The sequence below is a fragment of the Pseudomonas coleopterorum genome, from assembly GCF_900105555.1.
In the GTDB taxonomy this organism is placed as follows: Bacteria; Pseudomonadota; Gammaproteobacteria; order Pseudomonadales; family Pseudomonadaceae; genus Aquipseudomonas; species Aquipseudomonas coleopterorum.
In genome coordinates, this window is the sequence record NZ_FNTZ01000001.1 from 117285 (window position 1) to 143135 (window position 25851).

Sequence of the window (25851 nt, forward strand, 5' to 3'; positions counted from 1 at the left end):
CAATTTGCCACTGCCGGGGCTCGATCCGGCCATTTCGCTTGCTCTGCCGGAGTTCTCTGCATGTCTGCTGGTTGGTTGCGCGCCTGGGCGCTGATAGTAGTAGGGCTGTTCAGCGCGCAGGCGTTGGGCAATGACAAGGCACAGACGGCGATCGTCGTCGGCGGCGGTCTGGCGGGGCTGACAGCCGCCTACGAGCTGCAGGCCAAGGGCTGGCAAGTCACTTTGCTGGAGGCACGACCCAGCCTCGGCGGCCGCTCGGGCCTGGCCACCAGTGAATGGATCGGCGGCAGCAAGATCCAGCCGGTGCTCAATGGTTACGTGAACACCTTCAAGCTGGCCACCCAGCCGGCGCCGGAATTCGTCCGCAACCCTGGCTACCTGATCGACGGCGAATATTTTACCGCCGCCGACCTGGCCACCAAGCAGCCAGCGACTGCGGAAGCCCTCAAGCGCTACGAGAAAACCCTGGATGACCTCGCCCGCTCGGTCAAGGATCCGGAAAACCCCGGCGCGACCAGCACCCTGTTCGCGCTGGACCAGATCAACGTGTCCAACTGGCTGGATCGCCTGCAACTGCCCGCCACCGCGCGGCAGCTGATCAATCAGAAGATTCGTACGCGCTACGACGAACCGTCGCGTCTGTCGCTGCTGTATTTCGCTCAGCAGAACCGGGTCTATCAGGACATCGACGACCGTGATCTGCGCGCCTCGCGCCTGATCGGTGGCAGCCCGGTGCTGGCCCAGGCGTTCGTCAAGCAGATCAAGACCATCAAGACCGATTCACCGGTGTCGGCCATCAGCCAGGACAAGGACGGCGTGACCGTCAAAGTGGGCGCCGTGGGTTACCAGGCCAGCTATGTGGTCCTGGCCGTCCCTCTGCGTGCACTGGGCAAGATCGCCTTCACCCCTGCGCTGGACAACCGCCAGCTGGCGGCAATCAAGGGCACCAACTATGGCTGGCGTGACCAACTGCTGCTCAAGTTCAAGACGCCGGTCTGGGACAGCAAGGCGCGGATGTCCGGCGAGATCTACAGCAACACCGGGCTCGGCATGTTGTGGATCGAGCCCGCCTTGAAGGGTGGCGCCAATGTGGTGATCAACCTGTCCGGTGACAACGCCCGCCTGCTGCAGGCCTTTGGCGACAAGCAGATGGTCGACCAGGTATTGATCCGCCTGCACGCATTCTATCCACAGGCGCGCGGTGCCTATACCGGCTACGAGATCCGTCGCTACAGCACCGATCCTTCGTATGGCGGCGCGTACCTGGCCTACGGACCGGGGCAGATCAGCAAGTTCTGGAAGGTCTGGGAGAAGCCTCAGCAGCGCATCGCCTTCGCCGGTGAACACACCGACTCGCTGTACCCCGGCACGCTGGAAGGCGCACTGCGCAGCGGTCAGCGTGCTGCCGGCCAAGTGGTTGATCTGGCGGCAGGCAAGTCCTTCGAACCGGTCAAGGTCGCGCCGCCTGCAGCAGCGCCGGTCAAGGCTGCCGAGAGCAAGCCTGGGTTCTTCTCCAAGTGGTTCGGCGGCGGTGAAGCGCCGGCAGCCAAGCCCGTCGAGCCGGCACCTGCGCCAGTACCGGCGCCGGCACCTGCTCCCGTTCCTGCGCCGATGCCTGCACCTGTTCCAGTGCCTGCCGTCGCGCCCGCGCCGGTCAAGGCAGAGCCTGCGAAGAAAGCTGCGCCGGTGAAGAAAGTGGAAACGAAAAAACCGGAGCCCAAGAAGGCGGAAACCAAGAAGCCCGTGGTCAAGAAGCCGGCCGAAGCGAAAAAACCGGTTGAATCCAAAAACAAGGTAGAAGTAACGAAACCTACAGTGCAGCCGTAGGTTTCGCACCGCAGCCGTCGGCCTTTTCGCGGGTCGGCGGCGTCTTTACGCGTATAAAACCGCGTTCCTGGCCTCAGAGCAGTGCGCTTAATACTGTCTTAATCAACTTTATCGATATTTCAAAGCGAGATTTTCCGCTTTAATCCGATAGATAAGTCAGTCATCTTGAGCGCAGTTCTTACAAGGTCCAGGCACATGCAACTACGTAATTCCACTTCACGCTATGGTTGGGTCAGCATCGTCCTGCACTGGGGCGTCGCGCTGACCGTATTCGGGCTTTTCGCTCTTGGGTTGTGGATGGTGGACCTGGGTTACTACGACCCATGGCGCAAGGCCGGCCCTGACCTGCACAAAAGCATCGGCCTGGTGCTGTTCTTCTTCATGCTCGTGCGCGTGGTCTGGCGCTTCATCAGCCCACCCCCGCCGCCCACACCCAACCAGGGCAAGCTGACCCGCACGGCGGCTCATCTGGGGCACCTGTTTCTCTATGCGGACCTGTTCCTGGTGATGAGCGCCGGCTACCTGATTTCGACCGCAGACGGGGTGGGCATTCCGGTTTTCGGGCTGTTCGAAATACCCGCGCTGGTCAGCGGCCTGCCCAATCAGGCGGAAACCGCCGGTACCGTGCATTTCTACCTGGCGTGGGTACTGGTGATATTCGCCGTACTGCACGGCTTGGCTGCATTGAAACACCACTTCATCGATCGTGATGCAACCCTCATCCGTATGCTGGGTCGCAAAGCTTGACTGCCGTACCTATCAAACTTCAAGAGGAATACTCCCCATGTTGAAAAAGACCCTCGCTGCACTCGCCATTGGCACTGCCCTGTTCACCGCAGGCCAGGCCATGGCCGCTGACTACACCATCGACAAGGAAGGCCAGCACGCTTTCGTCGACTTCAAGATCAGCCACCTGGGCTACAGCTTCATCACCGGTACCTTCAAGGACTTCGACGGCAAGTTCAGCTTCGATGCCGCCAAGCCCGAAGACGCCAAGATCGACGTGACCCTCAAGACTGCCAGCGTGTTCACCAACCACGCCGAGCGTGACAAGCACATCAGCAGCAAGGACTTCCTGGACGTGGCCAACTTCCCGGAAGCCACCTTCAAGTCCACCAGCGTCAAGCCGACCGGCAAGAGCGCCGATGGCAAGACCACTGCTGACGTGACCGGTGACTTGACCCTTCACGGCGTGACCAAGCCCGTCGTGATCAAGGCCACCTTCCTGGGTGAAGGCAAGGATCCATGGGGTGGCTACCGTGCCGGCTTCGAAGGCACCACTTCGATCAACCGCAAGGACTTCGCACCCAAGTCCATGGACCTGGGTCCACAGTCGGACACCGTCGAGCTGTACTTCACCTTCGAAGGTGTGAAAGCGAAGTAAGCGCTTCGCTGACATGAAAAAACGCCGCAGCCTGTGAGGGCTGCGGCGTTTTTTTGTATCCGGCATGGGCGCCGTGGTGAAGCCTTCGCGGGCAGAGCCCGCTCCCACGGCGGGGCGAGCCAGCCTACCTCATGCTCAGCCTTCGCGATTGCGCGTCAGCAGTGCAGGTTTTTCACCCCGCGGGCGGCTTGGCAATTGCTCCAGTTGCTCGGCAGTCGGGAAACGATCGATCTTCGATTCCTTGTGCACGATCACCGGTTGGCTCGGGTTGCGCGAGTTGCTCACCGCCGGTTCCTGGCGTGGCTGCTCGTCGCGTGCCGGGCGACGGTTGCGCGGGTTGCTGTCGCGACGTGGCTGGCCGTCACGAGCGCCACCCCCGTTGCTGCGCGGACCGCGCTTGGCGCCGGCGTTGTCGCCAGTGCCGGCCGAACGTGCGCCGCCACCGTTGCGCGGTGCGCCACCGGCAGGGCGACCCTGGCGAGGCGCTGCTGCTGGAGCAGTACCACCGGCCGGTGCAGAGCCTGCAGGACGACGACCGCGACCCTGGTTCTTGCCCTGATAGGGGCTGACGTAATCCGCACGGTTGCCGAAGTTGTCCACTTCGTCATCGAGGAATTCGTCCGGCGCCCGGTTGGCGGAAACCGCCGGTTCTACGGCCGCGCGTGCAGCCTGTGGCTGACGTGGCTTCTGGTCACGGGGTTGGCGTTCAGAACGCGCCCCGGCGGGCTTTTCCTTGCCTTTGTCCTTCCCTTTGTCCTTGCGACCGCTGCTGGCGTTGCTAGTGCCATCGCCGCGAGGTGCGCGAGCACCGCGGGCATTGTTGGCCTGAGGACGCTCGCGCACCTCGGGTTTTTCCGCTTCCACGGTGCTGGCATCGAACCCCATCAGATCACCGTCCGGGATCTTCTGCTTGGTCATGCGCTCGATGCTCTTGAGCAGCTTCTCTTCGTCTGGCGCAACCAGCGAGATCGCCTCGCCACTACGACCGGCACGACCGGTACGGCCGATACGGTGCACGTAGTCTTCGTCGACGTTGGGCAGCTCGAAATTGACCACGTGTGGCAGCTGGTCGATGTCCAGGCCACGCGCGGCGATGTCGGTGGCTACCATGATGCGTACGGAGCCGGCCTTGAAGTCGGCCAGGGCCTTGGTGCGCGCGTTCTGGCTCTTGTTGCCGTGGATCGCCACGGCGCTCAGACCGTGCTTCTCCAGGTACTCGGCCAGGCGGTTGGCGCCATGCTTGGTACGGGTGAACACCAGCACCTGCTCCCACGCGCCCTGAGTGATCAGGTGCGCCAGCAGCGAGCGCTTGTGGCTGGAGGCCAAACGATAGACGCGCTGCTCGATACGCTCGACCGTGGTGTTGGGCGGCGTGACTTCGATGCGCTCGGGGTTGTGCAGCAGCTTGCCGGCCAGGTCGGTGATGTCCTTGGAGAACGTCGCCGAGAACAGCAGGTTTTGACGCTTGGACGGCAGGCGCGCAAGGACCTTCTTGACGTCGTGCACGAAGCCCATGTCGAGCATGCGGTCGGCTTCGTCGAGCACGAGGATTTCAACGTGGGACAGATCGACGCTGCCCTGACCACACAGGTCGAGCAGACGGCCGGGGCAAGCCACCAGCACGTCGACGCCGCGGGACATGGCCTGTACCTGCGGGTTCATGCCGACGCCGCCGAAGATGCAGGCGCTGACGAACTTGAGGTCGCGGGCGTAGAGCTTGAAGCTGTCGTGAACCTGGGCAGCCAGTTCGCGAGTGGGGGTCAGGACCAGTACGCGCGGTTGGCGCGGGCCGTGACGTTGGGATTTGTCCGGGTGACCACCTGGGAACAGCCGCTCCAGAATCGGAAGGGCGAAGCCGCCGGTCTTACCTGTACCTGTCTGAGCGGCGACCATCAGGTCGCGGCCTTGCAACACGGCGGGAATGGCCCGCTGTTGCACCGGGGTGGGCTGGGTGTAGCCCGCTGCCTCGATGGCGCGGACTAGAGCCTCGGAGAGACCGAGGGAAGCAAAGGACATGAGTAATCCTGTTCTAGTAGGGGCTTATGCCCGAGGGATAATCTTGCCTGGCGCGACGGGTGTGGGGTGACACTGTCGCGTCCGGTCCTGCTGGGGTTGCAAAGTGCGCTTCACGAAGCGGTGCGCGGGCTCAGGCCCAGCGGGCAGGTGCTTCGGGAGGCCTTGGCAAGGCCGAGCGGCCGGACGTAAGCCTGGCACAAGGGCCGAGTATAACAGAGCAATCACATTGCGCTGCTTTCACGCTGCCCAGCGGTGCCTGCGGGCGTTGGCTGCAATGTCTGCGGCGCAGCGGAAGGTATCGTTTTACCACTCATTGGCCCAACGGCATAGCGTGCCAGTAGCTGCTCATAAGCAGGCTCCTGCTTGAACCGGCGCAGTTCGGCAGCGAAACGCTGCACCAGCAGATCCATTCCAGCGCCTCGGCGCACCGCCAGAAACTGCGGATTGCTACCGACTTCCATAGGCAGCGAACTGACTCGATGCTGCAGGCCCAGCCGCTTGACGGTGTACTCCCCCACGCGGCGGTCGGTGATCAACAGGTCGATGCGCGCCTTGGCCAGCTTGCCGAAGTTGGCTTCCTGGCTGGGCCCGCTCTCGCGGGTGACACCGGGCGCCTGTTCGAACTCGTCACCATAGTCGTAGCCGGCCGTAATGCCCACGGTCAGCCCGTCGAGGTCGGCCATGCTGTGTACCGGGTGCGGTCGATCATTGGCCTGGTAGAACACCCATTCCACTTCCGACAGCGGTTCCCTGGCGTAGAACAGGCTGGCATCGCGCTCGTTGGTCTGGAAGATGTCGAGGATCCCATCCGCCTGTCCTTGGTCGAGCATGGCCAGGCAGCGCTTCCATGGCAGGAACTGCCACTGCACCTGGATGCCCAGGCGTTCGAAGATCAGCGCCGTGATGTCGTAGTCGATCCCGTGCGCGGTGCCGTTCTCTTCAAAAGCATAAGGCGCCCATGAATCGGTAACGATGCGCAGCGTTTCGCCATGGGCCTGCAGGCACCAGCAAAGGAGAAGCGCAGAGGGCAACGAGCGGAGGATGGCAACCATGGGCCGGAGATTACGACGCCTTGCCCTGCTTGAAAAGGTCTGCGCCGGGCTTTCAGGACTTTTGCCGACTCGTCAGGTGCTGATAGATGGAAGTGCGACGACGGCCCAGCAGTAACCGAACCCCCGGATGGCCCAGCCATTGCTCCAGTTGCCGGGGCTGCAACGGCGTGCGCATGCGCCGCTCGACGTTGTCCTGGGCCTTCTCCCACCACACGGGTGCACAGGCCTGGTCGAACTCGTTGGCATGGGGGTAGCAGCCATACAGCACTTCGCGCACGAATTGCCGCTGATCACCGGGCAGCATCAGGGTCAAGGCCTTGAACAGCAGGCGTTGCGCAGCGGGCGGACGAGGCAGTTGCGCGGTAACCTGGCGGGTCTCGTCCAACGCGACGGGGTCGAGCGGTACGTCCTGATGCTTGCGCAGCCAGGCCATGACCTTGGCGCGAAACAGTTGCTTGCGGCTCCAGTAATGGTGAATCAGGTCGGGGCACTCGCGGATCGAGTAGCGTTTGTAGGCGGCGATGCCCAGGCAGAACTCTTCGAGAATGTAGGCACCCTCGGCGCGCGGATACAGATCGTCCATCAGCTCGATGGAGCGCTCCAGCAGGCCGGCATCGTTGGCGTGCAGCCCGATGACACCGGAATTGATCAGCGGCATCTGGTCATCGGCCAGCCCACGTGCCAGTAGCTCCGCACTCAGCGCGGAGTAGAGCACGCTCTCCGGGCATTCCCCGTAGCGAATGCCAATCGAATTGCACAGCAGGCTGCCCGGCGTGATGCGCTCGAACAGCGCCAGTGGCGATTGATGGAAAAAGGTATCGGTATCGATCAGCAGGGCCACTTCGGACTCGCGCAACACTTCGCGCAGCGCCATGTGCTTGATGCGGAAATGATAGCCGTGCGGCTGCATCCAGGCTTCGCGGGTGGCCGTATCGAAATTGCGTACCCGCACCGGCAGGTCGCGATAGGGCGCCGGGTCATCGGTGAATACCTGGATGTCGAGGCCGTGATCGGGGGTTTCCCGCAGGCGCGCCAAGGCGCTGCAGATGCTGAAGACCGCTTCGCGATGGTAGGTGTCGGCACCGAACACCAGGTAGACCAGCTGCGGGCGTGAGGAATCGATTCGAGTGTGCATGGACTTGATTCTACTGCTGGTGATCGACAAAAAAAGGCCCCGGCAAAATGCCAGGGCCTTGGGCCGCCTGAAAGACTCAGCTGCTGAGTTTCAGATTGTTCCATACGGCCAGGCTGGGTTCTGCCTGGTTCAGGGTATAGAAATGCAGGCCGGGTGCGCCGCCTTGCAATAAGCGCTCACACATCTGAGTGATCACTTCCTCGCCGAACGCCTGGATGCTCTTCACATCATCGCCATAGGCTTCCAGCTGCTTGCGTACCCAACGCGGGATCTCTGCGCCACATGCATCGGAGAAGCGCGCCAGCTTGCTGTAGTTGGTGATCGGCATGATGCCCGGCACGATTGGGATGTTCACGCCCAGCTTCTGCACGCGCTCGACGAAGTAGAAGTAGCTGTCGGCGTTGAAGAAGTACTGGGTGATCGCACTGCTCGCGCCGGCGTTGGCCTTGCGCGCGAAGTTGACCAGGTCGTCTTCGAAGTTGCGCGCCTGCGGGTGCATCTCGGGGTAGGCCGCCACTTCGATGTGGAAGTGGTCGCCGGTTTCGGCGCGGATGAACTCGACCAGGTCATTGGCATGGCGCAGCTCGCCGCTGGACATGCCCATGCCCGATGGCAGGTCGCCGCGCAGCGCGACGATGCGCTTGATGCCGGCCGACCGGTACTGGTCGAGCAGGCCGCGCAGGTCCTGTTTACTGTCGCCCACGCAGGAAAGGTGCGGAGCGGCGGGAACGTTGACTTCGTTTTCCAGCTGCAGAACGGTGTTCAGGGTACGGTCGCGGGTCGAACCGCCGGCGCCGTAGGTGCAGGAAAAGAAATCGGGTTTGTAGGCAGCCAACTGGCGGGCGACGCCCATCAGCTTTTCATGCCCGGCATCGGTCTTGGTGGGAAAGAACTCGAAGCTTAAGGGACGATCGTGAGACATGGCAGTTTCTCGGTAAACCCATCGAGCGGGCCAGCGTTGACTGGCCCGCCGTATCAAGAGCCTGAACGCTTAGTAGCGGTAGGCTTCTGGCTTGAACGGACCTTCGACGGTCACGCCGATGTAGTCGGCCTGCTGCTGGGTCAGTTGAGTGACCACGCCGCCGAAGCCGCGGACCATTTCCAGGGCCACTTCTTCGTCCAGTTTCTTCGGCAACACTTCGACGGTCAGGCGGGCAGCCTTGCCGTCGGCGTCCAGGTCGGCGTACTTCTGCTCGAACAGGAAGATCTGCGCCAGCACCTGGTTGGCGAACGAGCCGTCCATGATGCGGCTTGGGTGGCCGGTGGCGTTGCCCAGGTTCACCAGACGGCCTTCGGCCAGCAGGATCAGGTAGTCGTCGTTCTGCGCATCGAAGCTACCGGCACCGGTACGGTGGATCTTGTGGACCTGTGGCTTCACTTCTTCCCATGCCCAGTTCTTGCGCATGAAAGCGGTGTCGATTTCGTTGTCGAAGTGGCCGATGTTGCAGACCACGGCACGCTTCTTCAGCGCCTTGAGCATGTTGGCATCGCAGACGTTGACGTTACCGGTGGTGGTGACGATCAAGTCGATCTTGCCCAGCAGTGCCTTGTCGATGCTTGCCTCGGTGCCATCGTTGATGCCATCGATGAACGGCGAGACCAGCTCGAAGCCGTCCATGCAAGCCTGCATGGCGCAGATCGGGTCGACCTCGGAGATCTTGACGATCATGCCTTCCTGACGCAGCGACTGAGCCGAACCCTTGCCCACGTCACCGTAGCCGATCACCAGTGCCTGCTTGCCCGACAACAGGTGGTCGGTACCGCGCTTGATGGCGTCGTTAAGGCTGTGACGGCAACCGTACTTGTTGTCGTTCTTGCTCTTGGTCACCGAGTCGTTGACGTTGATGGCCGGGATTTTCAGCTCGCCCTTGGCCAGCATGTCCAGCAGGCGGTGCACGCCAGTGGTGGTTTCTTCGGTCACGCCGTGAATCTTGTCCAGCATGGCCGGGTATTTCTTGTGCAGGATTTCGGTCAGGTCGCCGCCGTCGTCCAGGATCATGTTGGCATCCCATGGCTGGCCATCCTTGAGGATGGTCTGCTCGATGCACCACTCGTATTCTTCCTCGGTTTCACCTTTCCAGGCGAACACCGGGATACCGGCGGCGGCGATGGCGGCGGCGGCCTGATCCTGGGTGGAGAAGATGTTGCACGAGGACCAGCGAACTTCGGCACCCAGGGCGACCAGGGTTTCGATCAGCACGGCAGTCTGGATGGTCATGTGGATGCAGCCCAGGATCTTCGCGCCCTGAAGCGGCAGCTGGCCGGCGTATTTGCGGCGCAGGCCCATCAGCGCGGGCATTTCCGACTCGGCAATGATGGTTTCGCGACGGCCCCAGGCAGCCAGGGAGATGTCGGCGACTTTGAAATCGGAAAAACCAGCAGGCGTAAGTACAGCGCTCATTAAGAGCCTCCATTCGTAGGTTCGAATGGGCGCCGTTGTATGCGTTTGGCGTCCCCAGGCAAGACCTGTAGGGACAACGCCCCATCCGAGCCTGACAGGTCGAACCTGCTGCAGCGCCCCTCGGACGGGTGGCGGGAACGGCCGGGAAATGAAGAAGGCCGTTGAGTGAATCGCTGGCGATTATATAGAGGTGTGGCCAGCTTCCAAAGTATTTCTGACGATTACCGCCGGATGGATAATGGTATTGATAGGCAAAGCTCAATGGAGGCGGGCGCTGTGGTCTGCCATGATTCGACACACTTAGGTGAAGAGCAGAGGAGCCAGCATGAATTTTCATACGCGCAAATGGGTAAAACCTGAAGACCTCAACCCCAACGGCACCCTGTTCGGCGGCAGCCTGCTGCGCTGGATCGATGAAGAAGCGGCTATCTATGCCATCGTGCAACTTGGCAACCAGCGGGTGGTGACCAAGTACATCTCCGAGATCAATTTCGTCAGCGCCTCGCGCCAGGGCGACATCATCGAACTGGGCATCACCGCCACGGAATTCGGCCGGACCTCCATCACCCTGACCTGCGAGGTGCGTAACAAGATCACGCGCAAGAGCATCCTCACCGTGGACAAGCTGGTGTTCGTCAACCTGGGCGAAGACGGCCTGCCGGCACCCCATGGGCGCACCGAAATCCGCTACATCAAGGATCAGTTCGAAACCATCGACTGAACCCGGCCCATGTAGCGCTCGTCCCGTTCCAGGCCGCGTGTGGCCTGGCTTCTAGCCGACCGGCGGCGTTGATGAAGGGCCTGTATTTCTGTACTGTACATAAAAACAGTATCGGGAAATTTCATGCAATTGATCGATAAGCTCAGCATCCTCGCCGACGCCGCCAAGTACGATGCCTCGTGCGCCAGCAGCGGTGCGCCCAAGCGCAGCTCCGAAGGCAAGGGCGGGCTGGGTTCGACCAACGGCATGGGCATCTGCCACAGCTACACGCCGGATGGTCGCTGTGTATCGTTGCTCAAGATACTGTTGACCAATTTCTGCCTGTTCGACTGCCAGTACTGCGTCAACCGCCGTTCCAGCGACGTGCCACGGGCGCGCTTCACGCCTGAAGAAGTGGTGCGCCTGACCGTGGACTTCTACCGGCGCAACTGCATCAGCGGCTTGTTCCTGAGCTCCGGCATCATCCGCTCGGCCGACTACACCATGGAACAGCTGATCCGCGTGGCGCGCCTGCTGCGCGAGGAGCATCAGTTCCGCGGCTACATCCACCTCAAGACCATTCCCGAAGCCGACCCGGCACTCATCGAAGAGGCGGGTCGCTACGCCGATCGCCTGAGCGTGAACATCGAGCTGCCCACCGATGTCAGCCTGCAGACCCTGGCGCCGGAAAAGGACGTGAAATCGATCAAGAAAGCCATGAGCACCATCTACACGGGCCAGCAGACCGTGCTCAACGAACCGCGCGCGCCACGCTTCACGCCGGCCGGGCAAAGCACGCAGATGATCGTCGGTGCCGACCAGACCGACGACAGCACCATCCTGCACAGCGCTGAATCCCTGTACGGCAACTACGGCCTGAAACGGGTTTACTATTCGGCGTTCAGCCCCATCCCCAACAGCCCCAAGAGCGTGCCGCTGGCAGCACCGCCACTGATGCGCGAGCACCGCCTCTACCAGGCCGATTTCCTGCTGCGCAGCTATGGCTACAAGGCCGACGAGCTGCTCTCCGGTCCGGGCGACCTGGCGCTGGACATCGATCCCAAGTTGGCCTGGGCGCTGGAAAACCGAAGCGTTTTCCCATTGGATCTGAACCGTGCGGAACCTGCACTGATCGCCCGCATTCCCGGCATTGGCCTGCGTACCACCAAGCGCCTGGTGGAGCTGCGTCGGCAGCGGCGGATCCGTTATGAAGACCTGACCCGCCTGCGTTGCGTACTGGCCAAGGCCAAGCCGTTCTTCATCACCAGCGACTACCACCCACAGCAGGCAGAAATCTCTACTTTGCTGTTGCGCGACCAGCTGCGTGATCGTCCGCAGCCCCAGCAGTTGGGGCTCTGGGGATGATATGCCTGGACTGCGACGACCTGTTCGCCACCTGGCGGCAACAGGCGCGCTGGCTGCTCAGCCATCAGATCGATCCGAGTCATGTGGGCTGGAACACCGTAGCGGACCTGTTCGCCACGGACGAGCATTACCCGGAGGAAATCGGTCCTTTCCAGGCGCGCATTCCCGTGGCCCTCATCGAGCTGCTGCAAAGCGCGGCGCAGTACCGTGGCGAGCAACGCTGGAGCCTGTTATACGAAGTGCTCTGGCGCGTCAGCCATGGCGACCGCACGGCCATGCTGGCCGGTGATCGCCTGGGCAGTGAGCTGCACCGGCGTATCAAGCAGGTTCGGCGCGAGAGCCATCATCTGCATGCCTTTCTGCGCTTCGTCGAGATGCCGGTCGCGACCGAGGGTCCTCCCGGTCCTGAATACGTGGCTTGGCACGAACCGGCTCATGACATCCTGGCCTTGGCCAGCGAGCATTTCATCGGGCGCATGGGGCGCAGCCGCTGGCTGATAGCGACGCCTCAGGACGGTGTCTATTACGACGGCACCCAGCTGATCCACGAACGGCGATGCCCATTGGAATGGCAGCAACTGGCGCAGCAAGCCCACGACCCGCAGGGCGAGCTGTGGCTGACCTATTACAGCCACATCTTCAACCCGGCGCGCTTGAACCCCAAGGTCATGCAAGGTCACTTGCCCACTCGCTTCTGGAAGAATCTGCCTGAAGGCGCATTGATTCCCGGCCTGATCAGCGATGCGCGCACCGGCAAGCAGCGTGATGGCCAGGCTCGCGACATCGGCAAACGCCAGGGCAAGCGCATCGGACGCTCGGTTTAGCGCTCGCTAGACCCCCTGCAGATGAACTTCACCCAGCACACTTCCCAGCGGACCGAAGCTGCGCTCGATCATTTCCCGATGACCCTCGGCGTCAACGATAACTACCGTACTGGCGCGCGTTCCGTAGCTGGCACCGGTAATGAACACACTCGACAGCAGCCGCTCGGTGGCCAGGCCCACGCCCGTATCAGGTAGCGCATGTTCCGGTGCCTGGTCGGCATCGGCCAGCATTGCCAGTAATGCGTCAGGCTGGCTACCAGCGACCTCCAGCCCGTGACAGGCTTTCACCAGCTTGGGCCATGGCGTGTCGAGGCTGGCATTGGACAGCCCGTAGGTGCCTGCCTCCAGATACTGCGGCGTGCCTGCAGCGGAGTGCAGGTAGCACAGGCGCTGACCATCACCGAGCAGCAGATTGAATCCGGCGTATTGGTCCAGGCGATCCGTGACGGCCTGCAGATAAGCCTCGATCGACAGTTCACCGGTCAGAAAACCCGCCACCAGATCACCTCGGGAGCGGCGCGCGGGTGGCTGGCCGGGGCGCCGGATATTGGTCAGCGCGGCGATACGCCCGTTCGGCCCGATCCCCAGCCAGCTACCGCCTGCTTCCAGGTCCCGACCGGCGTACACCCCGCAAGAATCCCGCCACTGGGACAACGGCGCCGTGGGTCGGGCGTGGAATTCGTCACGGTTGCCTGCCAGTACCAGCGGTGTGTCATGGCCGGGCTGCCAGGTGAAAACGATCAGGCACATACGTGGAAATCCTTGCAGTTTGGCTTCACTCTACCGATCCGCTGTCGGTCTATCCATCGCTGCAAGGTGGAGCGTCAGGGCCCGGTTCCGGTACCATGCCGAACGGTTTGCGGGCGCAATCATGAAATTGCGATGTACCTACCGCCCGGTGCCTGCACGGTGCCCTGGCCCAGCGTATAGTTCCGAATTCGCCCATGCGCCCGCCTTGGCATGCATCGCCATCACCGTCTGGTTTCGCCAGATACGCTGCGCGCCGGGCGCACAGATTATCGTTCAAGGTGCTCAAACACCTGTTCGCCGCGCTGCCCTTCGGCGTCGGCATGAGTTTTTTGCTTAGCTGAGGAATTGCAATGCTGCCTTACCCGCAGATCGACCCGGTGGCACTGGCCATCGGACCGCTGAAAATCCACTGGTACGGCCTGATGTACCTGGTGGGCATTGGTGGCGCCTGGTTGCTGGCCTCACGCCGGCTCAACGGGTTCGACCCGACCTGGACCAAGGAAAAACTCTCGGACCTGGTGTTCTGGTGTGCAATGGGGGTGATCCTCGGCGGCCGCCTCGGCTACGTGCTGTTCTACGACCTGGAGCAATACATCGCCAACCCCACCTTGATATTCGAGGTGTGGAAGGGCGGCATGTCGTTCCATGGCGGGCTGCTGGGCGTAATGCTGGCCACGTGGTGGTTCGGCAGGAAGAACGACAAGTCGTTCTTCCAGCTGATGGACTTCATCGCTCCGCTGGTGCCGATCGGTCTGGGCGCCGGGCGCATCGGCAACTTCATCAACGCCGAGCTGTGGGGCAAACCCACCGATGTGCCCTGGGCCATGATCTTCCCGCCTTTCAGCGATCCGGCGCAGTTGCCCCGTCACCCTTCGCAGCTCTACCAGTTTGCGTTGGAAGGCGTCGCTTTGTTCGTCATCCTCTGGCTATTCTCGCGCAAGCCGCGGCCGACGATGGCCGTATCGGGCATGTTCGCCCTGTTCTACGGCATCTTCCGCTTCATCGTCGAGTTCGTCCGCGTGCCCGATGCGCAGTTGGGCTACCTGGCGTGGGGCTGGCTGACGATGGGGCAGGTGCTGTGTCTGCCGATGATCCTGGGCGGTCTGGGGCTGATCTGGTTGGCCTACCACCGCGCGCCGGCGGCTCCGCGCCCGGCTGTTTGATTCTTTTTTGCCTGGGCGCGACCAAGGTTGCGCCCTGAACGATGCAGGTACGTCATGAAGCAATATCTGGAACTGGTCGCCCACGTCATCAAGAACGGCACCTTGCAAAGCAACCGCACCGGCGTGCGCACCATCAGTTTCCCGGGTGCCATGCTGCGGTTCGACCTGCAGGAAGGCTTTCCGGCGATCACCACCCGGCGCCTGGCCTTCAAGTCGGCCATCGGCGAAATGGTCGGGTTCCTGCGCGGCGTCAACAATGCCGCCGAATTCCGCGCCTTGGGCTGTAAGGTCTGGGACCAGAACGCCAACGAGAACGCCCAGTGGCTGGCCAACCCCTTCCGCCAGGGTGAAGACGACCTGGGCGAGATCTATGGCGTGCAGTGGCGCCAGTGGCCAGCCTACAAACGCATCGCCCTGAGCAACCCCGCGGCGATCGAACTGGCCGTCAGCCAAGGCTATCGGCAGATTGCCCAGGCCGAGGAAAACGGCGAGAGCTTCGTGGTGCTGTACAAAGCCATCGACCAGATTCGCCAGTGCCTCGACACCATCATCAAGGACCCAGGCAGCCGTCGAATCCTGTTCCACGGCTGGAACTGCGCCCAGCTCGATGAAATGGCGCTGCCGCCGTGCCATCTGCTGTACCAGTTCCATCCCAACCCGGAAACCCGCGAGATCTCGTTGACACTGTACATCCGCTCCAACGACCTGGGTCTTTTATACCCCCTTCAAGAACCTGCACAGTACGCAATGGCTGCGTAGCAAAGCTTTACCTTCCAGGCTCATTTATTGTGCCCCAACGCTAATGCACATTGTGTATAGTGCGGGCCGTTTTGAGGAGAGTGGAAGGAATGAAGGTAGTAGCAGTACGGGGTCAACCTCTTGATCTCAGTGAGTCCCCGACCAGGCGGGACGATGTTTCCAATGAGTACCAGACTCAGGAAGCCTTGAAGCTTACAGGGGCAGCCGTCTTCGATGACGATGAGCGTCTGATGCCTCTGATCTCGGGGTTCCTATCCCACGAGCTCCGGAACGCTCTGATCTCCCAGCAATCAGCCCTTACCTATGGCAGGAACCTGGGGTACTTCCATGAGTACCTGATGGGGCGTCGTGAGTTCGCAGACTGTGAGCGCGACTCAGCCTTCTTGGAAATCCGGACTCACGTTATCGAGGAGTACTTTGCTCACATCCGTGAAGCCGAGGAGATTTCGAAGAAGACTGTGCGCAACCGCGATTCATCCCTGATGGCTTTCTTCAACAAGTCCTTGTGCCGAGGAGTAGATGATCTTCCGGCTCCTCGAACTGGGCCTAACCCCTACGTAGGTGGCTTGCTGTCGCCCCGGCCAAACAAGAGATTGGTGATCGCCTGCTCGCTGGACAACCTCAGAGAGCTCATCTTGGCCACGCAAAGTGAGCGTGAACGCTGCCTGCTGCAGTTCATCTACGATACCGGCGTGCGACGCTCAGAAGTCCCGCGGGTAACTCTGAAGGCGATTGATGACGCCCTTCGTTTCCAAGACACCTTGTTCGTCTCGCCTGGTGCTTCTGTCAGCGTCAATGCTGATTACTGCCCCATGCGTATCGATGGCAGCAAGGGCTCTGCAGACTCTTTCAAACCGCGTGACACGTTAGTGAGCCGAGCTACCCTGCTGCGCGTAAAAAAGTACCACTCCTCCCCGCTATACAGGATGTACAAAGGCCAATTCCGCAATGCGGAGGACACCCCCGCTTTCCTGAACGCTGAGGGTGGCCAATACACTGCTCGCTCGATCTCAAAGCTCCTAGAGCGCACCTCGAAGCGTGCCCTTGATCTATTGAGGATCGACAGGATGATTTCCCCTCACAAATTGCGCCACGGAAACGCCTACGCCCTGCTCAGGACGCCGGACATCGGTACTGATTTCCTTGATCGGATGGTCGCCGTGCAGAAGACGCTGGGCCACTCGCGGCTCACAACGTCGGAAACCTACACTCAGATTCCTCACGACCTTTATCAAAAGCTCGTCCGCCCTGGCACTGAAACCAAAACGAAAGCAGGTGAGATGGCCGAGCTTTCCCAACAGACGCGCCTGAGAATTGATGCTGGAGATATGAAATGAGTAGTCGGTTGAATAGTGCTCAGGTAGATGCAGTCATCGAATCGTTTGTGGCCCGTGCAACAGATGATCGGGCATCATTGCTTAAGGTTCGCTTAAGCCCAAACGCTAGCGTGGCTGTGTCCGCTAATTATGTGATTGAACAGACCAATCTGAGCCCGGCTGCAATTTCAAAAAGATCTTCATACTTCGAGCCGGTCTTAGACGCAATGCGTGCCGAAAGAATAATCGTCTCAGGGCATCCTTCAGGGGCTTGCGAGTGGCGGCGACGGCTCTTGGCCTGGTACGAGGGTATGTCCAAGGAAGAGCAGCTATCCATTCCCGTTTATGCTAATTCCATTCTATATCAGGGGTTCATAAGTGAAATTCCTGAGCTGGCGGGATTCTCTGGTGCAAGGACAAACTATGAACTTGTACGGCAGACGTTAGAGGAGATTCTTAGTGATCTGCGAGAACTCGGTGTTCTTGACGAAAACTACCAGACTGTCGAGCAGCGCATTGCCTCGAAAAAGCCGGTCGAAAAAACGGAGTCGTTGAAAGATGCTTTCCGAGCACTGCGCACGACCCACATACATATATTTTCCGATATTGCACTGCCAGAGCCTGAGCGGCCATTTGACCACCTCCTTCATTTGTTTAGCGTCTCATCGATGCTGAGTAGTAGCAGTTCAGGCCAGAATAACTTCATTGAGGCTTTCAAATACTATCGAAATTTTCTTGAGGCTTCTGGCTATACAGGTCTTGAAGATATTCGTGAATTGGTGACACCTTACACGCTTCCAAAATTCAGAGGTTATCTTGAAGAAAAGATAATAGAACGCCTGTTGTCGACTAGTCACTGCAGTTCGATGATGAGCTCGGCTCGAAAGATGATGAATCGCGCACTCCAGATTGAAGGCTTGGGGCTGACTAATTTCATGCCAGCGCAGGGCTTCGATACAGAACGCGAAACCGATAAATACAAACCTTATGCAGCACCCATCCGGGCTCGCATAGCCGATGCCATTGTGCAAGAAATTGCAGAAACTAACCGTCTAGCACAACCCTATACGCTGGGCAGCGTAGGTGAAGATCCTCTCGAAGATAGTGGGAAAATTCGCAGAGGGTGTGCGGAGCTCGATAATGCTCGATGGATATTTGAAAACAAGCTAGCGTGTAAGCCCCTAAGTTTTAACTCTGTCGATCAGGGAAATATTTACGAGAAAGCTTTCATCAGCATAGTCGCGAAATCATCGAAGTCGATATTTCAAATCTATAAAGATTGGGGCGTTCTTTATCAAGTTGATAGTCGAGTGCTGGCTCCCTACATGGCTAGGCTTGCTCAGGTTACGGGCATGAACGCAGACTCGCTGGTTGGGCTTGAGTTGGATGACTTTATTGAGAATCATGATTTGACAGATCGGCCTTGTTTACTCTATTGGAAGGAAAGGTCTGAAGGTGAAAAGATGTATCCTCTTGATCTTTTCCATGCGGAAATTTCATGGTTGACTATGTCTCAAGGGCGGGCCGTCAAGCAGATTTTCGATGATGTTAAGTTCCTTACTCGTCATATCCGTATGGAGGCTCCGGCGTTAGTAAGCAATAAACTATTTATCTATCGATCAAGTTCTCCAAGGAAATTTGGCGTGATCGACTCTGTCGAAAACTCCGGCCAAAGCCTACTTAATAAGATCTTGGAAAGGTTTTCGGTTGATCATGGCTTAGTTGACGAGGAAGGTGAGCGGCTCAGACTGTCACCCTCCCGCTTCCGGCCAAGTTTCGTGAGTGAGCTGATTGAGCGTGGAGTGTCCCCTCGTGAAATCCAGGCCCTGCTAGGCCATAAGAGCCTGAGCACCACTATGGCTTATCTAGATCAGATGGATTTCAACCCCATGGCGCGCAGGATGTTGAATAAAGTGCTCCATGAGATGCACCAAGACACCCTGAACGAAACGGCAACTATCATTCCAACCCGGACAATCGAGCCCACCCCAAAGAGTATGCCGTTGGAAACTGGAAGTGTTACGTGCATGAACGTGTTCGATCCACCGGATTTTATCAAAAGCCTCACGGGCTACGACCCCAGTAAGCCTTGCACGCTGTTCAACAAATGCCTTTCGTGCAGTAACAGCATCATCACCGTCTCCCACTTGCCAGAGCTCTTTGCCAGGCGGCGCGACTACCATCGCATGATCGAGGTCAATCGGGTGCTCGATACGCCCTATGGAGTCGTTATCCTGGACAACCTTGACGTGCTTAACAGCATTCTCGATCCAGGGACGTCGGATTTCTCAGCAGAAGAGCTTGCCAAAGCCGAGCGACTTTCTGAAAACCTTCAGACCAATATCCTCACAGAAGGAGTCGCGCTATGAGTGAGGTCATGTTTCCGGAGCTTGCAGCCTACAAAAAATGGCGGGATGTGGCGCATGTCCTTTTGGTCGGTATCCAGCGGGAAGGCTCTGGAACCAGCGGGGTGCCGTTGGAAATGCTTTCTTGGTACAACGCGCTCATGGCTTTGCCGGTAAGCAAACGCTCGACGCTTGGTGATCCGATTTGGGACTTCAATGATGACTACCCTAATGCTGCCAGAAACATCAAGGGCGCCAAGCTGCGGTTGAACTTCGAGCTGTACCCAGCGCTTAACCAGTCAGCAATTCTCGAAGTGAAGGTCGCCATGTACTGCTGGCTGAAGATACCTTCCAGCCTAAGATCACTGGCGAATTCTGGGAGAAACGTCAAGGCCAATACCGTCATCCCGTGTATCAAGGCGGGCCTGAGCTTTCTGAGCTCGATGTCAGAGCAGGCGCGCCAGCTCATGACGGATGAGTTCTTCGAGGTTGGTTACCATGGTCTGACGTATTTCGATGCTGGCATGTATCGTGCCGCAGCCGTTGTTCACCCCCACGCTTTTGGCCCTGATATCAAAAGATTTTTCAACTTGGTCAGGTCGCCTTTTCTCCAGGAGCAGATTTTCGACAAGCCTCTACCCTATGTTGAGCTTGAGTCTCTGTCTTGGGCCAAGGTGATTAAGCACACCGAAGAGGCTGACAGAATATATCGAATCCTTCCAAGCGATGTGTTTGAGAAGGCCTCCCGCGAAGCCTCGTTTGCTGTCGTCGATTTCCTGAGCGTACTGGGCGAGCCTGTCGATGACTTGGTTGCCCTGACTCGTCAAACCGCCAAGGAGTATTCCTTGGGCAAATCTCAGGGGCTGTCGCGTTACAATTTCGATCTTTACGTAGCGCTGCGGCTTCGCAGGAAGGGCTATGATTTTCACGCGATGTCTGAGGCGATGGTTCAGGTGCGACCAGAGTTTCATTCGGATCAGTACCTAGATACTTTCAAAGCCCCTGTGAACCTGATCCAGCTTACCGATGTGCACCTTGGGGATGATTTTCGCCAGTACATTAACTTTGTTTCCTATAGTGCCTGCTACCTTGTGGCTCAGTACACGGGTATGCGCCCCTCAGAGCTCGCCGAGATCTTGGTTGAATCGTGCATAGAGCAAGAGAACGATTATTGGCTGCTGATCAGCAACGTAATCAAGCACCGCCAAGGATTGGCAAAGTTGTTTGACGATAAGTGGATCGCTATTCCCATCGTGCGCGACGCGATTCGTGCTGCGTGTTTGATCGCAAAGGTCAAACAAAACCCATACCTGTTTTCTAACGTGGACACCGTTGCTCAAGGAGCAGAGCCGACATCGATGACCTCGACGGGTATCACATTTCAATTTCGGGCGTTCTTCGAGGAGATTCTGACTGACGAGGAATATGAGACGCTTACATTTTCTCCCTACACCTTGCGCCATACCCTGGCTCACCATATGGCCAGGGCTGAGCTTGGGTTGCCCTTTATCTCTCACCAGCTGAAGCATTTTGGCGACCTAGTAGGTGGGGCGGGTCAAAACAAGGCGTTTAGTGAAGTCTCGCTCGGCTATGGCGCCATCGCGGCAATCCTTTCCAAAGGAGGTCGCTCGGGTGGAAAGACGCCTCTCCAAATGGCAGAGGAAGAGTACATCACGAGCTTTTGCGATCCCGATGGAAACTATGCCGGCCCGAATGCGCAAATCCATAAGGCCCGGATGAAGAAGGTATTTGATGGGTACATGGCTGCTGGTTACACCAAGGAGCAGATCATTACCCAGATGGTGAAGAAGCGTCTGGCGATCATCAACGTTGGTCAGGGCTTCTGTTACGGCATGAAGCGTGAGGAGCATGATGAGTCGCTGCCCTGCATTGGATCGTTGCGTTGCAATCCCATCCGTTGCAAGAACGCCGTGGTCTCTAAGGTTCATGCACCGAAATGGCGGGAAGTCTATGTCCAGAACAGCCTTGCATTGAGTTCTCCGGCGTCGGCACAGGTCGAAGAAGAGCTTCGTGCCGCCATGGAAGAAGCCAAAGGCGTCTTAGAGTATCTGGGCGAGGAGGTTGAAGTATGACCGGCCAAGCTTTTGATGACAAAAATAAGCACGACTTCGACAAGAACACTGAGCTGCTGGCTCAAGGGATCATGCAGATCGCCTCTGACAAGTCGTTGAAGCCTACAGCTGCCGAGCTCGGTCGGATCACGGGCATTCATCGCAACACTATTAGGCAGCGCCGATGGCCCCTGGAGCGTCTTGAGGCCATCAAGGACACTCGACGCATGGAGGTGCTTGCTCAACGGGTCAAGGCAGAGAAGAAGCAGGATCCCAAGACGATTCTCATGCAACGGCTTGAAAAGAGCCGACTGGAAGTGCTTTATTGGTTTAATAGGTTCCAGGAAGCTGAGAGCTCATTCGCCTCGATCGATAAGCGGTTGTCTACCGTCCGTGAGTCCAGGGACTACTACGTCCAGGTCACCGAAGAGCAGCGATTGACGATCAGACAGCAGGAAACTGAAATTCAAAAATTGCGTGATGCGCTGCATATGGTCAGCGTAAATCTTGAGGAATCGAAATGAAGGTGTACCACGAGTTGCTGGCCGACGTTCTGGAAAACGGCGTCGAGAAAGGCGACCGGACAGGAACGGGCACGCTGAGCGTCTTTGGTCGCCAGTTCCGTCATAATCTGGAAGAGGGTTTTCCCCTACTCACCACCAAGAAGCTGCATTTCAAGAGCATCATCAATGAGATGCTTTGGTTTTTGAACGGCGACACCAACACCAAATGGCTCAAGGAGAATGGTGTCAAAATCTGGGATGAATGGGCGACTGAGGACGGCGAGCTTGGGCCAATCTACGGTAAGCAGTGGACTGCTTGGCCGACCCAGGATGGCAAGACCATCAACCAGATTGACTACGTCGTCCATACGCTCAAGACCAATCCGAACAGTCGGCGCATCCTCTTCCATGGATGGAACGTCGAGTACCTGCCCGATGAGTCAGTGAGCCCACAAGAGAATGCTCGTAACGGAAAGATGGCACTGCCGCCTTGCCATTTGCTTTACCAATTCTACGTGGCCAACAATAAGCTGTCGGCGCATTTATATATTCGATCGAGCGATCTACTACTCGGAAATCCCTACAATTTGGCTGGCGTTAGTTTCCTGACTCACATGCTGGCTCAGCAATGTGATTTGGGTCTGGGTGAAGTAGTAGTAACCATGGGCGATGCTCATATTTATCTGAACCATATTGAGCAGGTGAAGTTACAACTTACTCGCGAGCCGCGCCAACTTCCGAAGCTGGTTCTCAAGCGTAAGCCAGCTAGCATTTACGACTATAAATTCGAGGATTTTGAGATCGTGGGCTACGATCCGCATCCTCATATACCCGCTCCTGTATCCATCTGAGCCATTACGGCTGTAAGGTAGCGGTGGTTACCTCGCCTATCCCAGCGAGGGCGCCGCTGCATTGGTATAGGTCGGATGGTGAGCATCGCTGTCCCAAGCGGGCAGGCTGATCGTAAACGTCGTATGACCTGCCCCGGAGGCACATCCAACGGTGCCTCCATGAACATCAACCAGCGATTTTACGATTGCCAACCCTAACCCCGCGTTGTTGGTGGCGCCTTCTCTGCGGGCAGGGTCGGCTCTGTAAAAACGGTCAAACAGCCGGGGCAAATGCTCTGCCGCTATCTCTTCGCCGGGGTTTTGCACTGACAAGCTGATCATGTCGCCATTTGGGTTGATTCTGACGGAGATCGCAGAGTCAGGTGGGGTATATCTGAGCGCATTAGACAACAGATTAGAAATCGTCCGATCCAACATCGTGCCATCACCGTACACTGCGCCATGCCCGGAGACTTGTAGCTTTACCCCGGTATCGTCTGCCAGCAACTGGTAATACTCGAAGAGCTTTTCGACGACCGACCGTAGCTCTATTTTCTCTTTGGCTGGCAGAACCAAACCGTTATCCGACTTGGCCAAAAACAGCATGCCATCAATAATGCTTGAGAGCCGGTTCAGATCCTCCAGATTGGAATAGAGATTCTCTTCATAGATCTCGGGCGCACGTTTTTTTGCGAGGATGACTTCGGTGTGCGTTCGCAGATTGCTGATCGGAGTGCGCAGCTCGTGTGCGATATCAGCCGAAAAGTTGGACAGCCGAACAAATGACTCTTCAAGGCGAGCAAGCATGGCGTTGAACGAAGAGACAAGGCTTTCAAGCTCGCGAGGTACCGCGTCCATCGGGATGCGCTCTTTCAGCGATCCGGCTGACATCGAGGCCGCAACTTGGGTCACCTGTGCTACCGGCTTCAGCCCACTGCGCGCCACCAGCCATCCTAAAGCTGCGCTGACCAAAGCACTGATCGTCAGCCCGATCACCAGCCACCACCGTAAGGTTTCGACGAAATGCAGATGGCTGGTGATATCTAGACTCAACCAAGCGGTCAGTGGCTCGGCTTCGTTTACTAAGCGAACCTGGGCCCGCATGCCTCGGTACATATGGTCGCCAGCTGTCCACTCCCACATGTCTTCTCCAGGGACGCCCGAGTAGGAAGGAGGATGCTCAACTGCATTCGGGGTCGCGAAGATCGTCTTCCCATCCTTGGTGGTAATCGAGGCCGAGAGTTCCTGATGAGCACCAAGCAACGCCTGTAATTGCAACACGACTTCTGATGAGTCTGCGGAGCCAGCTTTGCCATCCATAATTTGCCGGATGGATTCGAGCTTTTCCGTCATCGCCTGACGGTCGAGCGCCTTGAAATGATGTTGGCTAAACGCATCGAAGGTAAAGCCTGCTACAACCAGCACGGCGACGACAGCACAGACAAACATCATGCTCAACCGCAGGGTAAGAGATGCTCGCCTCATTCTGTATCGGGAGTGTCTAGCATGTAGCCCATTCCCCTCGTGGTCTGAATCAGTTTGGTGTCGAAGTCATCGTCAATCTTGGCCCGAAGCCTGCGAATGGCGACTTCGATCACGTTGGTATCGCTGTCAAAATTCATATCCCAGACCTGCGATGCAATCAGTGATTTTGGCAAAACTTCGCCCCTACGGCGCATCAGCAGTTCAAGTAGCGAAAACTCTTTAGCCGTGAGGTCTATCCGGCGACCAGAGCGCATGGCGCGGCGCTTCAGAAGATCGACTTCCAGATCCCCGATCTTGATTGATGTCTGGTTGGGCGCGGCGGAACCTCGGCGAAGCAAGCTTCTGACGCGAGCAAGCAACTCGGAAAAGGCGAATGGCTTAACCAGATAATCGTCAGCTCCTAGCTCCAACCCCTTGACCCGATCATCAACTCCGTCCCTGGCCGTTAGAAACAGCACAGGAACTGCTCGCCCGGCTGCGCGGATGCTTCGGATGACTTCCCAGCCATCAATGCCCGGCATCATTACGTCCAGAATTAGGAGATCGTAGGTCTCGCTCAGTGCTTGATGCAATGCCTGCGTCCCTGTCACAACCCTGTCGACACTGAAGCCGGCTTCCACCAAGCCTTGCTGAAGGTAAATTCCGGTTTTGGGTTCGTCTTCTGCTACCAAGAGTTTCATGCTTGGGCTCCGGTTGTGAGGCCTTCGAGTGTGCGACCAAATTGGCCGCTATGCGCAAGCTGACGCAAATGTAATCGTCTCGAAGCCTGCGGATAGCTTCCCTTGAAGGCAGGTCGAGGTGAGGTAGACACGGTCAAAGCAGCGAGCAGGCGGCTTACAGAAATATAATCGGCAATCTGAGTATTTGCGCTTAACCTACCCTGTAGTCGGTGCGTAAGCGCGACTCGCGGCTTAGCCATCACATGAAGCAGACAATCCTTCCTAAGTCGGCTGCATAACTAAGAGCAGAAAGCACAACGCCCGGTGATCAACCGGGCGTTTGTACCTCAGTACACGGGCACCATATCTGTGCCGCATCACCCTTATCGCTGTCGGGCGCACGTAGCGACGACCTGTTTAATGAATCAACGGTTTACAGATCAAGCAGTCAACGGACGTCATCAGCGATGCCCCGTCTACACCATGGAGACACTTGCCTGATGTCATCGATAAATAATCGAACGTTGAATTTAGTGGCACATGCCCTAACATCGCTTGCAGGTCACGAGTCGTGAATGGGGGGGGCAGCACCGGCATTTGCTGCTTAGGCCTGGCCGTTAGAGTATCCATATAAGCATCAATGAGCTCAGTCTTTACTGCTTGACCGACTACCCGATTGTCCGCATGCCCGTAGTGGTTACGGTAGGTACTCAATTGCAGGAACGGCCATTGAAAAATCTGCTCCTGAAGCTCGCCAATGTTGAGTACTCTGCATTGGCCAGATTCCATTAGCTCAGCCGTCATTGTAGCCAGGCATTGAGTCATCACGTTAGCGAGAGGCGCGAATTCAGCACTGCCTTGCTTGGCATTACGCTTCATGTCGTGAAGATTCGAGTAGCCGAGGCACCTCGACATCAACTCGCTCGCCTGAGACAGGCTGATCGGTTCGATACCGAGCCACTCGCGCTTCAAGGTTCTAGCAAGCCGAATAAAACCGGTGCCGGCCACGAGGTCATCAGGATGGATTGGAACACGCATAATCATTCTCCATATGTCTACGCGGTGTCGGCTGCCCGCAATGACTGATGTCGAATGCACGTGACAGGATGTGGAGCGACGTCTGTGGGTTACCTATGCGTGCCGACCGCTTGATCCAGACTGACCAGTTTTTGATCCTATCATGAGGAGAATTTTGCGTCCCATTCAAACGTTGTAGTCCTGCAGCAGGCGAGCTCATCGACCACACCACAGCCCAGGAAAGCCTG

General features: G+C 58.2%; 22 protein-coding genes and 1 riboswitch. Of the genes, 13 read left to right on the plus strand and 9 right to left on the minus strand.

The features are described from left to right. Nucleotides 1-60 precede the first annotated feature (60 nt). The 3 genes from BLV18_RS00520 to BLV18_RS00530 all read left to right on the plus strand — a co-directional run bounded on the left by BLV18_RS00520 (nucleotide 61) and on the right by BLV18_RS00530 (nucleotide 3211). On the plus strand, nucleotides 61-1827 hold the full coding sequence (locus BLV18_RS00520) for a flavin monoamine oxidase family protein (protein ID WP_090355366.1): 1767 nt from the start codon (nucleotides 61-63) through the stop codon (nucleotides 1825-1827). 195 nt (nucleotides 1828-2022) lie between these two features. Further along, on the plus strand, nucleotides 2023-2574 hold the full coding sequence (locus BLV18_RS00525) for a cytochrome b (RefSeq protein ID WP_090355368.1): 552 nt from the start codon (nucleotides 2023-2025) through the stop codon (nucleotides 2572-2574). Between the two features lie 37 nt (nucleotides 2575-2611). Beyond that, nucleotides 2612-3211, plus strand: coding sequence for a YceI family protein (locus BLV18_RS00530; protein WP_049861655.1), 600 nt, complete (start codon nucleotides 2612-2614; stop codon nucleotides 3209-3211). Between the two features lie 135 nt (nucleotides 3212-3346). On the opposite strand, the gene rhlE2 is transcribed toward BLV18_RS00530, so the two are convergent. The 5 genes from rhlE2 to ahcY all read right to left on the minus strand — a co-directional run bounded on the left by rhlE2 (nucleotide 3347) and on the right by ahcY (nucleotide 9815). After that, a complete protein-coding gene (gene rhlE2, locus BLV18_RS00535; RefSeq protein ID WP_049861656.1) occupies nucleotides 3347-5227 on the minus strand; it encodes an RNA helicase RhlE2 in 1881 nt (626 codons plus the stop codon). A gap of 221 nt (nucleotides 5228-5448) precedes the next feature. Next, entirely contained in the window at nucleotides 5449-6279 is an 831-nt protein-coding gene (locus BLV18_RS00540; protein ID WP_090355371.1) for a substrate-binding periplasmic protein, read from the minus strand. A 52-nt stretch (nucleotides 6280-6331) separates the two neighbouring features. Beyond that, nucleotides 6332-7414, minus strand: a complete 1083-nt coding sequence (locus tag BLV18_RS00545; protein ID WP_090355374.1) for a hypothetical protein — start codon at nucleotides 7412-7414, stop codon at nucleotides 6332-6334. 76 nt (nucleotides 7415-7490) lie between these two features. Beyond that, complete coding sequence (gene metF, locus BLV18_RS00550) at nucleotides 7491-8336, minus strand: methylenetetrahydrofolate reductase [NAD(P)H] (RefSeq protein ID WP_090355377.1); 846 nt, start codon at nucleotides 8334-8336, stop codon at nucleotides 7491-7493. 69 nt (nucleotides 8337-8405) lie between these two features. Then, a complete protein-coding gene (ahcY, locus tag BLV18_RS00555; RefSeq protein ID WP_049861659.1) occupies nucleotides 8406-9815 on the minus strand; it encodes an adenosylhomocysteinase in 1410 nt (469 codons plus the stop codon). A gap of 20 nt (nucleotides 9816-9835) precedes the next feature. Then, nucleotides 9836-9943, minus strand: a riboswitch (S-adenosyl-L-homocysteine riboswitch). 197 nt (nucleotides 9944-10140) lie between these two features. Here ahcY and BLV18_RS00560 point away from each other — a divergent pair. The 3 genes from BLV18_RS00560 (at nucleotide 10141) to BLV18_RS00570 (ending at nucleotide 12704) form a co-directional block, all read left to right on the plus strand. After that, nucleotides 10141-10536, plus strand: a complete 396-nt coding sequence (locus BLV18_RS00560; protein WP_043191602.1) for an acyl-CoA thioesterase — start codon at nucleotides 10141-10143, stop codon at nucleotides 10534-10536. Nucleotides 10537-10659: 123 nt separating this feature from the next. Beyond that, nucleotides 10660-11880, plus strand: coding sequence for a putative DNA modification/repair radical SAM protein (locus tag BLV18_RS00565; RefSeq protein ID WP_090355379.1), 1221 nt, complete (start codon nucleotides 10660-10662; stop codon nucleotides 11878-11880). Next, nucleotides 11877-12704, plus strand: coding sequence for a TIGR03915 family putative DNA repair protein (locus BLV18_RS00570; protein WP_090355382.1), 828 nt, complete (start codon nucleotides 11877-11879; stop codon nucleotides 12702-12704). The genes BLV18_RS00565 and BLV18_RS00570 overlap by 4 nt, the downstream gene beginning before the upstream one ends. Nucleotides 12705-12710: 6 nt before the next feature. On the opposite strand, the gene BLV18_RS00575 is transcribed toward BLV18_RS00570, so the two are convergent. Next, complete coding sequence (locus BLV18_RS00575) at nucleotides 12711-13454, minus strand: NRDE family protein (protein WP_090355385.1); 744 nt, start codon at nucleotides 13452-13454, stop codon at nucleotides 12711-12713. A gap of 350 nt (nucleotides 13455-13804) precedes the next feature. Between BLV18_RS00575 and lgt the strand changes: the two genes are divergently transcribed. The 7 genes from lgt to BLV18_RS00610 all read left to right on the plus strand — a co-directional run bounded on the left by lgt (nucleotide 13805) and on the right by BLV18_RS00610 (nucleotide 22463). Further along, complete coding sequence (gene lgt / locus BLV18_RS00580; RefSeq protein ID WP_090355389.1) at nucleotides 13805-14617, plus strand: prolipoprotein diacylglyceryl transferase; 813 nt, start codon at nucleotides 13805-13807, stop codon at nucleotides 14615-14617. A gap of 54 nt (nucleotides 14618-14671) precedes the next feature. Next, complete coding sequence (thyA, locus tag BLV18_RS00585; protein WP_139210994.1) at nucleotides 14672-15376, plus strand: thymidylate synthase; 705 nt, start codon at nucleotides 14672-14674, stop codon at nucleotides 15374-15376. 89 nt (nucleotides 15377-15465) lie between these two features. Next, nucleotides 15466-16713 carry a tyrosine-type recombinase/integrase gene (locus BLV18_RS00590; protein WP_090355392.1) on the plus strand — a complete coding sequence of 416 codons (1248 nt, stop codon included), beginning with the start codon at nucleotides 15466-15468 and terminating at the stop codon, nucleotides 16711-16713. Next, nucleotides 16710-19061 carry a site-specific integrase gene (locus tag BLV18_RS00595; RefSeq protein ID WP_090355395.1) on the plus strand — a complete coding sequence of 784 codons (2352 nt, stop codon included), beginning with the start codon at nucleotides 16710-16712 and terminating at the stop codon, nucleotides 19059-19061. Before BLV18_RS00590 ends, BLV18_RS00595 begins: the two co-directional genes overlap by 4 nt. Then, a complete protein-coding gene (locus BLV18_RS00600; RefSeq protein ID WP_090355400.1) occupies nucleotides 19058-21130 on the plus strand; it encodes a tyrosine-type recombinase/integrase in 2073 nt (690 codons plus the stop codon). Before BLV18_RS00595 ends, BLV18_RS00600 begins: the two co-directional genes overlap by 4 nt. After that, nucleotides 21127-21633, plus strand: coding sequence for a helix-turn-helix domain-containing protein (locus BLV18_RS00605; protein ID WP_090355403.1), 507 nt, complete (start codon nucleotides 21127-21129; stop codon nucleotides 21631-21633). Before BLV18_RS00600 ends, BLV18_RS00605 begins: the two co-directional genes overlap by 4 nt. Next, nucleotides 21630-22463 (plus strand): thymidylate synthase, encoded by an 834-nt coding sequence (locus tag BLV18_RS00610; protein ID WP_090355406.1) that lies wholly within the window; start codon nucleotides 21630-21632, stop codon nucleotides 22461-22463. The genes BLV18_RS00605 and BLV18_RS00610 overlap by 4 nt, the downstream gene beginning before the upstream one ends. A 36-nt stretch (nucleotides 22464-22499) precedes the next feature. Here BLV18_RS00610 and BLV18_RS00615 read toward each other — a convergent pair whose 3' ends face one another. The 3 genes from BLV18_RS00615 to BLV18_RS00625 form a co-directional block, all read right to left on the minus strand. Continuing rightward, entirely contained in the window at nucleotides 22500-23927 is a 1428-nt protein-coding gene (locus BLV18_RS00615) for a heavy metal sensor histidine kinase (protein ID WP_090355409.1), read from the minus strand. After that, entirely contained in the window at nucleotides 23924-24607 is a 684-nt protein-coding gene (locus BLV18_RS00620; RefSeq protein ID WP_090355412.1) for a heavy metal response regulator transcription factor, read from the minus strand. The genes BLV18_RS00615 and BLV18_RS00620 overlap by 4 nt, the downstream gene beginning before the upstream one ends. 396 nt (nucleotides 24608-25003) lie before the next feature. Continuing rightward, nucleotides 25004-25624 carry a hypothetical protein gene (locus tag BLV18_RS00625; RefSeq protein ID WP_090355415.1) on the minus strand — a complete coding sequence of 207 codons (621 nt, stop codon included), beginning with the start codon at nucleotides 25622-25624 and terminating at the stop codon, nucleotides 25004-25006. Nucleotides 25625-25851 lie beyond the last annotated feature (227 nt).

What these genes read in the sequence shown, in the direction of transcription:
- metF (WP_090355377.1), bottom strand. Translation starts at nt 8,336, where the DNA reads ATGTCTCACGATCGTCCCTTAAGCTTCGAGTTCTTTCCCACCAAGACC.
- BLV18_RS00525 (WP_090355368.1), top strand. Translation starts at nt 2,023, where the DNA reads ATGCAACTACGTAATTCCACTTCACGCTATGGTTGGGTCAGCATCGTC.
- BLV18_RS00520 (WP_090355366.1), top strand. Translation starts at nt 61, where the DNA reads ATGTCTGCTGGTTGGTTGCGCGCCTGGGCGCTGATAGTAGTAGGGCTG.
- BLV18_RS00610 (WP_090355406.1), top strand. Translation starts at nt 21,630, where the DNA reads ATGAAGGTGTACCACGAGTTGCTGGCCGACGTTCTGGAAAACGGCGTC.
- BLV18_RS00625 (WP_090355415.1), bottom strand. Translation starts at nt 25,624, where the DNA reads ATGCGTGTTCCAATCCATCCTGATGACCTCGTGGCCGGCACCGGTTTT.
- BLV18_RS00565 (WP_090355379.1), top strand. Translation starts at nt 10,660, where the DNA reads ATGCAATTGATCGATAAGCTCAGCATCCTCGCCGACGCCGCCAAGTAC.
- BLV18_RS00590 (WP_090355392.1), top strand. Translation starts at nt 15,466, where the DNA reads ATGAAGGTAGTAGCAGTACGGGGTCAACCTCTTGATCTCAGTGAGTCC.
- BLV18_RS00540 (WP_090355371.1), bottom strand. Translation starts at nt 6,279, where the DNA reads ATGGTTGCCATCCTCCGCTCGTTGCCCTCTGCGCTTCTCCTTTGCTGG.
- BLV18_RS00575 (WP_090355385.1), bottom strand. Translation starts at nt 13,454, where the DNA reads ATGTGCCTGATCGTTTTCACCTGGCAGCCCGGCCATGACACACCGCTG.
- lgt (WP_090355389.1), top strand. Translation starts at nt 13,805, where the DNA reads ATGCTGCCTTACCCGCAGATCGACCCGGTGGCACTGGCCATCGGACCG.
- BLV18_RS00600 (WP_090355400.1), top strand. Translation starts at nt 19,058, where the DNA reads ATGAGTGAGGTCATGTTTCCGGAGCTTGCAGCCTACAAAAAATGGCGG.
- ahcY (WP_049861659.1), bottom strand. Translation starts at nt 9,815, where the DNA reads ATGAGCGCTGTACTTACGCCTGCTGGTTTTTCCGATTTCAAAGTCGCC.
- BLV18_RS00615 (WP_090355409.1), bottom strand. Translation starts at nt 23,927, where the DNA reads ATGAGGCGAGCATCTCTTACCCTGCGGTTGAGCATGATGTTTGTCTGT.
- BLV18_RS00560 (WP_043191602.1), top strand. Translation starts at nt 10,141, where the DNA reads ATGAATTTTCATACGCGCAAATGGGTAAAACCTGAAGACCTCAACCCC.
- BLV18_RS00530 (WP_049861655.1), top strand. Translation starts at nt 2,612, where the DNA reads ATGTTGAAAAAGACCCTCGCTGCACTCGCCATTGGCACTGCCCTGTTC.
- BLV18_RS00595 (WP_090355395.1), top strand. Translation starts at nt 16,710, where the DNA reads ATGAGTAGTCGGTTGAATAGTGCTCAGGTAGATGCAGTCATCGAATCG.
- BLV18_RS00605 (WP_090355403.1), top strand. Translation starts at nt 21,127, where the DNA reads ATGACCGGCCAAGCTTTTGATGACAAAAATAAGCACGACTTCGACAAG.
- BLV18_RS00570 (WP_090355382.1), top strand. Translation starts at nt 11,877, where the DNA reads ATGATATGCCTGGACTGCGACGACCTGTTCGCCACCTGGCGGCAACAG.
- BLV18_RS00620 (WP_090355412.1), bottom strand. Translation starts at nt 24,607, where the DNA reads ATGAAACTCTTGGTAGCAGAAGACGAACCCAAAACCGGAATTTACCTT.
- thyA (WP_139210994.1), top strand. Translation starts at nt 14,672, where the DNA reads ATGAAGCAATATCTGGAACTGGTCGCCCACGTCATCAAGAACGGCACC.
- rhlE2 (WP_049861656.1), bottom strand. Translation starts at nt 5,227, where the DNA reads ATGTCCTTTGCTTCCCTCGGTCTCTCCGAGGCTCTAGTCCGCGCCATC.
- BLV18_RS00545 (WP_090355374.1), bottom strand. Translation starts at nt 7,414, where the DNA reads ATGCACACTCGAATCGATTCCTCACGCCCGCAGCTGGTCTACCTGGTG.